The sequence below is a fragment of the Clostridium sp. JN-1 genome (genome assembly GCF_003718715.1).
Taxonomy (GTDB): Bacteria; Bacillota; Clostridia; order Clostridiales; family Clostridiaceae; genus Clostridium_AV.
Genome location: NZ_CP033465.1, coordinates 2,203,666 through 2,216,569, shown reverse-complemented (window position 1 = coordinate 2,216,569; position 12,904 = coordinate 2,203,666). Strand labels below are relative to the sequence as shown.

General features: G+C 31.7%; 12 protein-coding genes. All 12 read left to right on the top strand.

From position 1 onward, the window contains the following. Positions 1 to 43: 43 nt before the first annotated feature. The 12 genes from pyrB to lonB all read left to right on the top strand — a co-directional run bounded on the left by pyrB (position 44) and on the right by lonB (position 12,786). On the top strand, positions 44 to 964 hold the full coding sequence (gene pyrB, locus EBB51_RS10545) for an aspartate carbamoyltransferase (protein ID WP_123054430.1): 921 nt from the start codon (positions 44 to 46) through the stop codon (positions 962 to 964). 20 nt (positions 965 to 984) lie between these two features. After that, positions 985 to 1,416 carry an aspartate carbamoyltransferase regulatory subunit gene (locus tag EBB51_RS10540; RefSeq protein WP_123054429.1) on the top strand — a complete coding sequence of 144 codons (432 nt, stop codon included), beginning with the start codon at positions 985 to 987 and terminating at the stop codon, positions 1,414 to 1,416. A gap of 39 nt (positions 1,417 to 1,455) precedes the next feature. After that, positions 1,456 to 2,658 carry a dihydroorotase gene (locus EBB51_RS10535; RefSeq protein ID WP_123054428.1) on the top strand — a complete coding sequence of 401 codons (1,203 nt, stop codon included), beginning with the start codon at positions 1,456 to 1,458 and terminating at the stop codon, positions 2,656 to 2,658. Next, complete coding sequence (pyrF, locus tag EBB51_RS10530) at positions 2,659 to 3,519, top strand: orotidine-5'-phosphate decarboxylase (RefSeq protein WP_123054427.1); 861 nt, start codon at positions 2,659 to 2,661, stop codon at positions 3,517 to 3,519. A gap of 1 nt (position 3,520) precedes the next feature. After that, on the top strand, positions 3,521 to 4,276 hold the full coding sequence (locus EBB51_RS10525; protein WP_123054426.1) for a dihydroorotate dehydrogenase electron transfer subunit: 756 nt from the start codon (positions 3,521 to 3,523) through the stop codon (positions 4,274 to 4,276). Then, positions 4,276 to 5,172, top strand: a complete 897-nt coding sequence (locus tag EBB51_RS10520) for a dihydroorotate dehydrogenase (RefSeq protein WP_123054425.1) — start codon at positions 4,276 to 4,278, stop codon at positions 5,170 to 5,172. The genes EBB51_RS10525 and EBB51_RS10520 overlap by 1 nt, the downstream gene beginning before the upstream one ends. A gap of 40 nt (positions 5,173 to 5,212) precedes the next feature. Further along, entirely contained in the window at positions 5,213 to 5,794 is a 582-nt protein-coding gene (gene pyrE, locus EBB51_RS10515) for an orotate phosphoribosyltransferase (protein WP_123054424.1), read from the top strand. An 881-nt stretch (positions 5,795 to 6,675) separates the two neighbouring features. Then, positions 6,676 to 7,452, top strand: a complete 777-nt coding sequence (locus EBB51_RS10505; protein WP_190285271.1) for a hypothetical protein — start codon at positions 6,676 to 6,678, stop codon at positions 7,450 to 7,452. Positions 7,453 to 7,630: 178 nt separating this feature from the next. Next, a complete protein-coding gene (gene tig / locus EBB51_RS10500) occupies positions 7,631 to 8,929 on the top strand; it encodes a trigger factor (protein ID WP_123054423.1) in 1,299 nt (432 codons plus the stop codon). Positions 8,930 to 9,030: 101 nt separating this feature from the next. Continuing rightward, entirely contained in the window at positions 9,031 to 9,639 is a 609-nt protein-coding gene (clpP, locus tag EBB51_RS10495; protein ID WP_279221835.1) for an ATP-dependent Clp endopeptidase proteolytic subunit ClpP, read from the top strand. Positions 9,640 to 9,659: 20 nt separating this feature from the next. Next, positions 9,660 to 10,949, top strand: coding sequence for an ATP-dependent Clp protease ATP-binding subunit ClpX (gene clpX / locus EBB51_RS10490; protein ID WP_123054421.1), 1,290 nt, complete (start codon positions 9,660 to 9,662; stop codon positions 10,947 to 10,949). A gap of 148 nt (positions 10,950 to 11,097) precedes the next feature. After that, entirely contained in the window at positions 11,098 to 12,786 is a 1,689-nt protein-coding gene (gene lonB / locus EBB51_RS10485) for an ATP-dependent protease LonB (RefSeq protein WP_123054420.1), read from the top strand. The last annotated feature ends 118 nt before the right edge of the window (positions 12,787 to 12,904 follow it).

Below are 12,904 nucleotides of genomic sequence, written 5' to 3'. Positions count from 1 at the left end.
ACCTTTAAATTTAGCACCGAGAGGCTAAGAAGGAGGAATTAATATGTTAAAAGGAAGACATTTAATTGATCCAATGGACTTTACATTGGAAGAGTTAGAAGAAGTTTTTAAATTAGCAGATCAAATCATAAAGTCACCAGAAGACTTTTCCCATGTATGTGATGGAAAGATACTAGCGACACTATTTTATGAACCTAGTACGAGAACAAGATTTAGTTTTGAAGCTGCAATGCTAAGATTAGGCGGCAAGGTTATAGGATTTTCAGAACCAAATTCAAGTTCAGTATCAAAAGGTGAAAGTGTTGCAGATACTGTAAGGGTTGTAGGATGCTATGCAGACATAATTGCAATGAGACATCCTAAAGAAGGAGCTCCTAAAGTTGCTTCAATATATTCAAACATACCTGTTATAAATGCTGGAGACGGCGGACACCAACATCCAACACAAACACTTACAGACCTCTTAACAATCAAATCAATAAAAGGCAGTTTGAACAATTTGACCATAGGTCTTTGTGGGGACTTGAAATTTGGAAGAACTGTTCATTCTTTAATAAAAGCTATATCAAGATATGAAAACAACAAGTTTATTTTAATATCTCCTGAAGAATTAAAAGTTCCAGATTATATAATAAATGAATTAAAAAATAAGAATATTGAATTCAAAGAAGTAGAAAAGTTAGAAGATGTAATAGGAGAATTAGACATACTTTACATGACTAGAGTTCAAAAAGAGAGATTTTTTAATGAAGAAGATTATATAAGACTTAAGGACAGCTATATATTGGATTCACAAAAAATGGAGATGGCATCAAAAGATATGATAGTTTTACATCCGCTTCCTCGTGTCAATGAAATAGCTGAAGAAGTTGATAGTGATCCAAGGGCATGTTACTTTAGGCAGGCTAAATACGGCATGTATGTTAGGATGGCACTTATATCTAAACTTTTAGGTGTAAAGTAGTTAAAGGAGGTATTAAAATTATGCTTACAATAAATAGTGTTAAAAATGGTATAGTTATAGATCATATAAAGGCAGGCCACGGAATAAAGATATTTAATTACCTTGGTCTTGATAAAGCAGATTATTCAGTTGCACTCATAATGAATGCTGAAAGCAAAAAGCTTATTAAAAAAGACATAATAAAAATAGAAAATAATATGGATTTGGATTTTACTGTATTGGGATTTTTGGATCCTAATGTAACAATAGATGTCATAAAAGATGAGAACATAGAAAAAAAGATAAAATTAACTTTTCCAAAAAAAGTTACAGGCATAATAAAATGCAAGAATCCTAGATGCATAACATCAACGGAGAAAAATTTACCACATGTATTTGAACTTGTAGATGAAGCAAAGGGAGAATACAGGTGTCAGTACTGTGATGAAATTTATAGAGCTATGGAAATTTAGTTTTATATCTCTACTTAAATTAGAAAGGATATGCTTTTAATGGAGTTGTTGATTAAAAATGCAAGAATAGTTGACTATATGCAGGATTTTGTTGGGGACTTATATATAAATAATGGTAAAATTTCTGAGATAGACAGAAACTTAAATAAAAATTGCGAAGTTATTGATGCTAATGGATTAGTACTCATGCCGTCATTTATTGATTTGCATGCACACTTTAGAGATCCTGGTTTGACTTATAAAGAAGATATTAAAAGTGGAAGTATGGCTGCAGTTAGAGGGGGATATACTCTAGTCAATTTAATGGCAAATACAAAGCCTGTGTGCAGCAGCATGAGTATAGTTAATTATATACTTAAAAAGGCACAAGAGGTTGGCCTTGTAGATATCCATCAAGCTGTATCTATAACAAGAGACTTCAATGGTCATGATATAAGCCATCTTGATGATTTAGACTCAAGAGTTAAAGTTATATCTGAAGATGGAAAAGATGTAATGGACAGTAAAGTAATGATGGATGCCATGCTAAAAGCAAAAGAAAAAAATCAAATAGTAATGTGCCATTGTGAAGAAAGTTCTGTTTCAAATGTAGATATGAGGTTGTCAGAAAATATGATGACCTGGAGAAATTTAGCCTTGTCAAAATTTACAGGCTGTCATGTCCATATATCACATGTAAGTACTAAAGAATCAATGAGTTATATTATTGAAGCTAAAAGAAAAGGATGTAATGTGACTTGTGAAGTGACACCTCATCATATTGCTCTTTTAAATAGCTCTTATAAAGTAAATCCACCTATAAGGGATAAAGAAGATGTTGGGTTTTTAATAAATGCTATAAAAGATGGATGGGTAGATGCAATAGGTACAGACCATGCACCTCATACAAGTGAGGATAAGAAAAATGGGGCAGCTGGTATATCTGGGATAGAGACATCTTTCTCAATTTGCTATACAAGTTTAGTTAAAAGCGGACGCATAAGTTTAAATAAGCTGTCCCAGATAATGTCTAAAAATCCAGCGTGTATAATGAAATGCAAAAAGGGACAAATTAAGGTAGGGTATGATGCTGATTTGGTTCTAGTAGATTTAGAGAGACAGTACAAAATATGCTCAGATGATTTTAAATCTAAAGGAAAAAATACTCCTTTCAATGGAATGAATGTCTATGGTGATGTATTAACTACATTTAGACGTGGAAAAGTAGTTTATAATTCAAATAAAATTGGAGCTGTGAGATAGATGATTACAGATAAGTTATATGAAGGCGTTGAAAAAAAAGGACATGTTTGTGTTGGACTAGATACTTCTATAGAATATATACCTAAATGGGTTTTAGATAAAAATACTTCAATTGAAGATGCAATTTTTGAATTCAACAGAAATATTATTGATGCTACATTAGATGCGGCTGTTTGCTACAAAGTGCAAATAGCATATTATGAGGCACTTGGATTAAAAGGAATGCAAGTTTACTACAAGACATTAAAATATTTAAGGGAGAAAAGTGCAATTATAATAGCGGACATAAAAAGGGGAGATATAGCAAAAACAGCTGAAATGTATGCAAAAGCACATTTTGAAGGCGACTTTGAAAGCGATTTTGTAACATTAAATCCATACATGGGTCTTGATGGGATAGAGCCATATTTACCGTATGTTGAAAATAACAATAAAGGGCTGTTTATACTAGTTAGAACGTCAAATAAGGGAGCAGAAGATATTCAATATCTTAAAACTGAATCTGGAAAAAAAGTTTATGATGTAGTTGGAGATAAGATAAATAAACTTAACTCAAAGTACTTAGGAAAGTATGGTTACGGTCCAATAGGAGGAGTAGTTGGATGTACACATACTGATGAAGGAATGAAGATAAGAAAAAATTTAGATAAAATGTTTTTCCTAATACCTGGTTATGGGGCACAGGGAGGAAATGCAGATGATGTATCTATCTACTTCAAGAATGGAAATGGTGGAGTTGTAAATTCTTCAAGAGGTATTTTACTTGCATATAAAAAGTTTGGCGATGGAGATAAGAACTACAGCGAATATGCAAGAAGAGAAGCAATAAGAATGAGGGATGACATAGCAAGAAAATTATAATATGGAGGTAAGTGCGTTGAATTTTAGTACGAGTTTGGTACATGAGAATGTGGAAGTATTTAAAAATGTTTTTAAGCTTACGATAAAGGGAAAATTTACTGGAAAGCCGGGTCAGTTTTATATGCTTAGGGCATGGGATGAATATCCACTTCTTTCAAGACCTATAAGTATACACTGCATAGATAATGAAGAAATAGTTTTTTTATATCAGAATATTGGAGAAGGTACTAAAATTTTAAGTAAGTTAAAGAAAAATGATGCAATACAGATTACTGGACCTCTTGGAAATGGATTTGATACTCAAAAGATAAAAGGAAAGGTGGCAATTGTTTCAGGGGGAATAGGTACAGCACCAATGCTCTACTTAGCTAAATTTCTTAAGGATTGTGACATCGATCTTTATGCTGGATTTAAGGATGGCTGTTATGAACTCGACAGCTATAAAGGATATGTAAATAGTATAAATATATCTACTGAAACGGGAATTTGCGGACACAAAGGGTATGTAACGGAAATGTTGAAACCAGAACTTTATGACGTTGTAGTTTGCTGCGGACCGGAAATAATGATGTCAAAAGTAATAAAAATGTGCAGAGAAAAAGACATACCTGTGTATGTTTCCATGGAAAAACATATGGCTTGTGGGGTTGGAGCCTGTCTTGTATGCACTTGTAAGACTAAGAATGGAAATAAGAGAACTTGTAAGGATGGTCCTGTTTTCTTTGGAGATGACTTAATTCTTAAGGAGGATATATAATGCTTTCAGTTAATATATGCGGTTTAAATTTTAAAAATCCTGTAATTGCTGCATCAGGGACGTTTGGATTTGGAGAAGAATACAATGAGTTCTTTGATGTATCAAAACTTGGAGGAATATGCTCAAAAGGTCTTACATTAAATCCAAAGGACGGAAACGACGGTGTGAGAGTTTTTGAAAGCAAAAGCGGAATGTTAAATAGTGTAGGGCTTCAAAATCCAGGTGTGGATCATTTTATAAAACACGAACTGCCTATGATGAAAAAGTATGGAACAGTTGCTATTGCCAATTTAGGCGGGGGAAGTATTGAGGAGTATGCAGCTGGAATCCAAAAATTAAATGATACTGATGTAGATATGATTGAATTAAATATATCTTGTCCAAATGTTAAATCGGGTGGAATGGCATTTGGAATAAAATCTGAAGTAGCTTATAAGGTTGTAAAAGAAGTTAAAGAAGTTTGCAAAAAACCTATGATGGTAAAGCTTTCTCCAAATGCAGAAGATATTGTAGATATGGCATACAAGTGCTGTGATGCTGGAGCAGATGCAATATCACTTGTAAATACATTTAAGGCCATGGCAATAGATATTAAGCTTAGGAAACCTATTTTTGAAAATGTAACAGCTGGACTTTCAGGACCTGCAATAAAGCCGATAGCACTTAGAATGGTATATGAAGTATGCAAAGCCATCGATGTTCCTGTAATTGGACTTGGAGGAATAACTTCATGGCAGGATGCAGTTGAGTTTATTATGGCAGGTGCAAGTGCAGTCCAAATTGGAACGGCAAACTTTATGAACCCAATGACTTGTTTGAATGTTATAAATGGTATTTATAAATATATGCAAAGAGAAAATATTAATAATTTGGATGAAATAAGAGGAATAATATAATTGTAATTTTTAAAAGCAAATTGATGAGGAGGATTTTATTATGGAAAATACAGATAAAATGGTTATAGATACTTTGAAAGAAACAGATGCACTTTTGGAAGGACATTTTTTATTGTCATCTGGAAGACACAGCAATAGATACTGCCAGTGTGCAAAGCTGCTTCAATACCCAGATAAGGCAGAAAAAGTTTTAAAGGTAGTAGCAGATAAGCTTAAGGATGTAGATTTTGATATTATAGTAGGACCGGCTATGGGAGGAGTAGTTGTATCTTATGAGCTGGCAAGACAAACCGGAAAGCCTGGTATATTTGCTGAAAGACAAGATGGAAAGATGACTATAAGAAGAGGATTTGAAATAAAGAAAGGTCAAAAGGCCATAATATCTGAGGATGTTATAACCACAGGAAAATCTTTTTTAGAAGTGGCGGATGTCATTAAAGCCTTAGGTGGAGAAGTAGTAGGAATAACTTGTATAGTTGACAGAAGGGCAGAAGGTGTAGAAGTAGAATATCCAATGTATAGTGCTGTAAAACTTGATATTAAAAGTTATGAAAAGGAAGAATGCCCTATGTGCAAAGAGGGTACTCCATATATAAAGCCTGGCAGTAGAAATATAAAATAGGATAGATACATAATTAAAAAACATAGGACATAGGACAGAGGACAGTGAAGGAGGATTTTTCTCCGCTAAGCTTACGAAAAACCTTTAATTAAATTTTTGATAGCTCGTTTCGCTAGAGCGAAACATTGATAACCTATATAAATTTAAAGATTCTTTTGCGTTAGCAAAAAATCAACCTTCTCTGTCCCCTGTCAATTGTCCTTTGTCCTCTAAAAAATGCTTGCCCTACACTTACTTAAAGGCAGTTATTTCAATCGATGGAAAATTTCCTGTATTAAATATACACAAGATGGAAAGAATGAGTATTGATAAGATAAGAAAAAACAATATATATCCAGCTTATATAAAGGTGCATAAAACCGTGTGGTCTTGTACCCAAGGATGTAAGCACTTTAATTATAGAGGGTTCGATACCCTCTATAATTAGTTTTTACTGAAAAAGAGTATTGTTAGTAAATGTGTAACCAAAACAGGATATAAGTTAAATGCAGACGCAAATGGAGCATTAAATATATTAAAGAAAAGCAGCGTTGTGGACTTAACAGTTCTATACAGCAGGGGCGAAGTGGATACGCCCGTTAGAATAAGGATAGCTTAGCTTAGACTATCAAACTTCTATACGAAGCCCCGTACCCTTGTGGTCGGAAAGGTTCATTTTATTATAAGAAATGTATTGCAGTTTTCATTTTTACACTATAGAATTATAAATAAAGAATGAATTTACATTCTAAATTCCATTTTGTTGTTAAAAGTGTTATTATTTTTTATGTATTTGAGTTATAATAAATAATGAGTTGTTAAAAAGTAGTTTTATTACTAATAATTTTGTATATCTAAAGAAAAGTTGCTAATATTTATATATTATTTAGGAGGAATTAACGGTGGTAAAGCCAAGTATATTTAGTAAAGATTATGATAGAAAAATGAAAAACAGAAAAAGAAGAATAATTATTGCAGCTGTTCTAATTGTATTAGCAGTCATTGTAGTAGGTACATTTTCAGTTGTATCTTTAAAAGGAGCATTTAAAGATTTATCTAAGGGTAACAATACTGCACAAAGCGCAAAGAGTACTCCAGCAAAGGATACTCCAGCAAAAAATACTGAAGTTAAACCAAAAAATAAAACAAGTGAAAATTCATATAGTGTACAATTGAGTGATGGAAAAACTGCAAAGGCAGTATATGAAGTTAGTAATGGAAGCAAAGTATTTAAAAGTGTGACCTTAGATGGTGAAAATGCAATATATGATATTAGTCCATCAAAAAAAGATGTAATTATTTATGATGGAAAAGCTCAAAGTATGGTACTTCTAGATACAGATGGCAATAAACAAGACGTTACAAATCCTCAGTATACTTCTACAAATGGAAATGTAATTGCTAAAAATGATCAACTTGCATCTGATCCTAACTACGTTTGGTGCAGCAGTCCTAAATTTTTGGATGACAATAATATTGCTTATATAAGCCAATTGCCTTGGATTGGTAAAACAACTAAATATGTGTGGATAGAGAGTTTAAGTAATAGAAATCATGTACTTATACAGGGTATTGAAGGAGAAAATATAAAGTTAGATAAGATAACTGACAAGGGACTTACTGTAATTTCAGATGATAAAACTGTCTATTTGAAAGCTGATGGAACTTTTGGAGAATAGATAATAAAAATAACTGTAAATTTTATGGCTTTAGGTATATAATTAATATTACAGAAATATTGGATATATTCATGCCATTTGATAAAATATAGTATTGTATAATGTGTATTAATACTTTGATATATGTTATAATGATATGGCTAACATAAGCATGTCAAAGAGTAGGAGGAATAAGACCATGAATGCTAAAATAGAAAAACTAGAAAACAATGTTGTTAAACTAGAGATAACAGTAGAAACAGAAAAATTTAATGATTGTGTAAAAAAGTCTTTCAAGAAAAATTCAAAGAAGTTTAACGTACCTGGATTTAGAAAGGGAAAGGCTCCAATGAACATAATAAAGAAATATTATGGAGAAGAAGTACTTTATGAAGATGCAGTAAATTTTTGCTGCGATGATACATATCCAAAAGCTATAGAGGAAAATGATATAAAGCCTGTAGATTATCCTAAAATAAATATAGTTAATATAGGAGAAAATCAGGATTTTGTATATACAGCTACAGTTGTTGTTAAACCAGAAGTTAAACTTGGTGACTATAAAGAATTAGAAGTAAAAAAATCAACATATGAAGTAAAAGATGAAGATATCGAAAATGAATTAAAATCAATTCAGGAGAAAAATGCTAGAATTGAAACTAAAGAAGAAGGATCTATCGAAAAAGGAAATATAGCAGTTATCGACTTTAAGGGATTTATAGATGAAAAACCTTTTGAAGGTGGAGAAGGAAAGAATTATGAACTTGAAATAGGTTCAGGAACTTTCATAGATAACTTTGAAGATCAATTAATTGGTTTAAATAAAGATGATGAAAAAGATGTTGTAGTTAAGTTCCCTGAAGAATACGGTAGAGACGAATTAAATGGAAAAGAAGCTACATTTAAAGTTAAAATTAACGATATAAAAATAAAAGAATTACCAGCATTAGATGATGAATTAGCTAAAGATGTTTCTGAATTTGATACTTTAGATGAGTTAAAAGCTGATATAAGAAAGAAAATGGAAAAGAATAATGAATTAAAAGAAAAAAGAGAATTTGAAGATGCTGTTATAGAAGCTGTATCTGCAAATACGACAATAGATATACCGCAAGTTATGATTGATAAAGAAGTAGATAATATGCTTAAGGATTTAGAAATGAGATTGAAATATCAAGGTTTAGATCTTGAATCATATTATAAATATACAAATAATACTGAAGAAAAAGTTAGAGAGTATATGAAAGATACTGCTGAAAAAAGAGTAAAGACAGACTTAATATTAGAAGAGATAGCTAAAGTTGAAAAAATTGATGCAAATGAAGAAGAACTTTTATCTAAAGCAAAAGAAATGGCAAAACAATATGGCACAGATGATGAAAAATTAGAGAAAACTGCTAAATTAATCTTAGGTGCTCAAGGAAAGCTTTTAAAGATAGAAGTAGTTAATGAAAAAGTAATTGAACTGTTAGTTAACAACAATAAAGCAATTGCATAAAATATTTAGATGATTGATTGCCAGAAATTGTTCTGGCAATTAATTTTAAGCTTAAAAATATTATTATATTGTTATACACTAACCTGGTAATATTTTTAATAATTAGTAAAAAGGAGGAGAAATTTATGAGTTTAGTACCAGTAGTTGTGGAACAGACAAATAGAGGAGAAAGGTCATATGATATTTATTCTAGGCTTTTAAAAGATAGAATAATTATGTTAAGTGAAGAAGTAAATGATACTAGTGCAAGTCTAGTTGTTGCACAATTGTTATTTCTAGAGGCAGATGATCCTGATAAGGATATATATCTGTACATAAATAGCCCTGGAGGATCAATTACATCTGGAATGGCAATTTATGATACAATGCAGTATATAAAACCTGATGTATCCACTATATGTATAGGAATGGCAGCTTCAATGGGATCATTTTTATTATGTGCTGGTGCAAAAGGAAAAAGGTATTCACTTCCTAATGCTGAAATACTGATACATCAGCCACTAGGCGGATTCCAAGGTCAAGCAACAGACATAGGAATTCATGCTAAAAGAATACTTGAGATAAAGAAAAAACTTAATACTATTTACAGTGAGAGAACAGGTCAGACTTTAGAAAGAATTGAAAAAGATACAGAAAGAGACAATTTTATGTCACCTGAAGAAGCTAAAAATTATGGGCTAATAGATGAAGTAATTACTAAAAAGAAATAAACCTTTAGTGAGGTGTTAAAATGGCCAAAATTGATGAAAAAAAACAGCTCAAATGCTCCTTTTGTGGAAAGACGCAGGACCAAGTTAGAAGATTAATTGCAGGTCCTGGAGTATATATATGTGATGAATGTATAGAACTTTGCTCAGAAATAATAAGTGATGAGTTTGAAGAGGATATTCAAGTAGATATGAGTTCCTTACCAAAGCCTATTGAAATAAAGGAATATCTTGATCAATATGTAATAGGTCAAGAAGAAGCTAAAAAGTCTATGGCTGTAGCAGTTTATAACCATTACAAGAGAATAAACAACAATGTCAATAGCGATGATGTTGAATTACAAAAGAGTAATATACTATTACTTGGACCTACAGGTTCAGGAAAAACTCTTTTAGCTCAAACATTGGCTAAATTCTTAAATGTACCATTTGCTATAGCAGATGCTACAACATTAACTGAGGCAGGTTATGTTGGTGAGGATGTAGAAAATATTCTTCTAAAACTTATTCAAAATGCAGATTATGATATAGAAAAAGCTGAAAGAGGAATAGTGTATATAGACGAAATAGATAAGATAGCAAGAAAATCAGAAAATCCTTCTATTACAAGAGATGTATCAGGTGAAGGTGTTCAGCAAGCATTACTCAAGATACTTGAAGGAACAGTTGCATCGGTTCCTCCTCAAGGTGGAAGAAAACATCCACATCAAGAATTTATACAGATAAATACAACTAACATATTGTTTATCTGTGGAGGAGCATTTGATGGAATTGATAAAATCATTGAGAATAGGACTAGAATAAGTACGCTTGGATTTGGTGCTGAGATTCAATCTAAAAATGAAAAAGATATAGGTAAACTACTAAAAGAAATAATGCCAAGTGATTTATTAAAGTTTGGTCTTATTCCTGAATTTGTAGGCAGACTTCCTATAGTTGTAACTCTTGAAGCCTTAAATAAGAAAGCATTAATCAGCATATTGAAAGAACCAAAGAATGCACTTGTTAAACAGTATAAAAAGTTGTTTGAAATTGACAATGTTGAACTTGAATTTGAAGAAGATGCTTTAGAAGCTATAGCTGATGAGGCCTTCAAAAGGAATACAGGTGCCAGAGGTCTTAGGTCTATTATAGAAGATACTATGAAGGATATAATGTTTGAGATTCCTTCAAAAGAAGAGATAGCTAAAGTTATAATAGAGAAAGATACAATAAAAACAAAACAACCTAAAGTTGTAAAGGCAGAAGAAGGAAAGAGAACTCCTTTGAAAGTAAAAAAATCTAGAACTAGAAAAGGATCAGAAACTGCATAAAATAAAGTGAGCACTAAAATTATATGTTTTAGTGTTCATTTTATATTCTAAATAATTCTATCTTCATTTTTATATTGGAATATACGAGCTAAAATATGAGCATAATAAAAAAAGTATTATATAGAACTTTGGAGGTAGAATTTTAAATATGATATATACTTTAGTAATTATTGAAATGTTAGCAACTCTCGTAATGGGGATATATTTTTTTGCTGCCTTGAAAAGTCAAAATTCCAGGAAGGTTATTATAAATAAAGAAAGCCAAGGTCAAATGGAAAATTTGAAAAAGTTAAGAGATATAAAATTGACAGAGCCTCTTACAGAAAAAAGCAGACCATCTAATTTTGATGAAATAATAGGTCAGCAAAAAGGTATAAAAGCCTTAAAAGCTGCACTATGCGGTCCAAATCCGCAGCATGTTATAATATATGGACCGCCGGGGGTTGGAAAAACAGCAGCAGCAAGGTTAGTACTGCAATTTGCAAGGGAAAAAGACTATTCACCGTTTAATGAAAATTCTAAATTTGTAGAAATAGATGCTACTACAATAAGATTTGACGATAGAGGTATAGCTGATCCACTAATAGGTTCTGTTCATGATCCAATATATCAAGGAGCAGGACCACTTGGAATTGCTGGAATTCCACAACCAAAGCCTGGAGCTGTAACAAAAGCACATGGAGGAATACTATTTATAGATGAAATAGGAGAACTGCATCCTGTAGAGATGAACAAGTTACTTAAGGTTTTAGAAGATAGAAAAGTTTTTTTAGACAGCTCTTACTATAGTTCATGGGATTCAAATGTACCAGTATATATTAAGGACATTTTTGAAAATGGACTTCCAGCAGATTTTAGATTAGTTGGAGCTACTACTAGAAATCCAGAAGAAATCACTCCGGCTTTAAGATCAAGATGTGTAGAAATTTTCTTTAGAGATTTACTGCCGCATGAAATTGAAACTATAGCAAAAAATGCTGTGGAAAAAATAAACTTTAAAGTGGAAAGCAGTGCCTATAATATTATAGGCAAATATTGCAGTAATGGTCGTGATGCAGTTAATCTAATACAATTGGCATCTGGTATAGCTCTAAATGAAAATAGAAATATAATAAGTATAGATGATGTTGAGTGGGTTATAGAAAACGGAAGGTATTCTCCAAGAATTGAACAGAAGATAAATGAGAAACCGATGATTGGATATGTAAATGGTTTGGCTATATATGGTTCTAATATTGGGGCTCTTATGGAAATAGAAGCTGCAGCTTCTAAGGTTAATTTGCGAAAGGGAGTTTTAAATATAACAGGTATTATAGATAGAGAAGAAATAAGTATGCAAAACAGAAAGATGGTCAGAAAAAGTACAGCACAGTGTTCAGTAGAAAATGTGATAACTGTAATAGAAGAAATTTTTGATTTAGATTGCAGTAAGTATGATATACATGTAAATTTCTCTGGAAATGCTCCTGTAGACGGACCGTCGGCTGGAATCAGTATAGCATCAGCTGTATACAGTGCAATAAAAGGTATCCCAGTAAATAATGAAGTAGCTATGACAGGTGAACTATCAATACATGGTGAAGTTAAGCCTATTGGCGGAGTTAATGCTAAAATTCAAGCTGGGATAAAAGCTGGAGCTAAGATAATAATAATCCCAGAAGGAAACTGGCAAAATAGTTTTTCAAAACTGGCAAAAGTTAAAATTTTACCAGTTAATAATATAAAAGATGTTATAGATGCAGCTTTAATTAAGAATTATAAAGATGATAAGAATGATCAATCACTATCTATGGAAAGTGATATTGATATTCTTGCAGCAGAATCAGCAAAAGTATAGTAAATTTCATTTGTAAGTTTAATATACATATATGATATGAGAAGATGTAAGCAGTAATTGAAAAAAACATATTTTACAGTTATAATATACTAGTCTAACCATTAATTTATTTTAAATT

Bases quoted from the DNA above. Each gene is read 5' to 3' on its own strand.
- pyrB (WP_123054430.1), top strand. From the start codon at position 44: ATGTTAAAAGGAAGACATTTAATTGATCCAATGGACTTTACATTGGAA.
- EBB51_RS10540 (WP_123054429.1), top strand. From the start codon at position 985: ATGCTTACAATAAATAGTGTTAAAAATGGTATAGTTATAGATCATATA.
- EBB51_RS10535 (WP_123054428.1), top strand. From the start codon at position 1,456: ATGGAGTTGTTGATTAAAAATGCAAGAATAGTTGACTATATGCAGGAT.
- pyrF (WP_123054427.1), top strand. From the start codon at position 2,659: ATGATTACAGATAAGTTATATGAAGGCGTTGAAAAAAAAGGACATGTT.
- EBB51_RS10525 (WP_123054426.1), top strand. From the start codon at position 3,521: ATGGAGGTAAGTGCGTTGAATTTTAGTACGAGTTTGGTACATGAGAAT.
- EBB51_RS10520 (WP_123054425.1), top strand. From the start codon at position 4,276: ATGCTTTCAGTTAATATATGCGGTTTAAATTTTAAAAATCCTGTAATT.
- pyrE (WP_123054424.1), top strand. From the start codon at position 5,213: ATGGAAAATACAGATAAAATGGTTATAGATACTTTGAAAGAAACAGAT.
- tig (WP_123054423.1), top strand. From the start codon at position 7,631: ATGAATGCTAAAATAGAAAAACTAGAAAACAATGTTGTTAAACTAGAG.
- clpX (WP_123054421.1), top strand. From the start codon at position 9,660: ATGGCCAAAATTGATGAAAAAAAACAGCTCAAATGCTCCTTTTGTGGA.
- lonB (WP_123054420.1), top strand. From the start codon at position 11,098: ATGATATATACTTTAGTAATTATTGAAATGTTAGCAACTCTCGTAATG.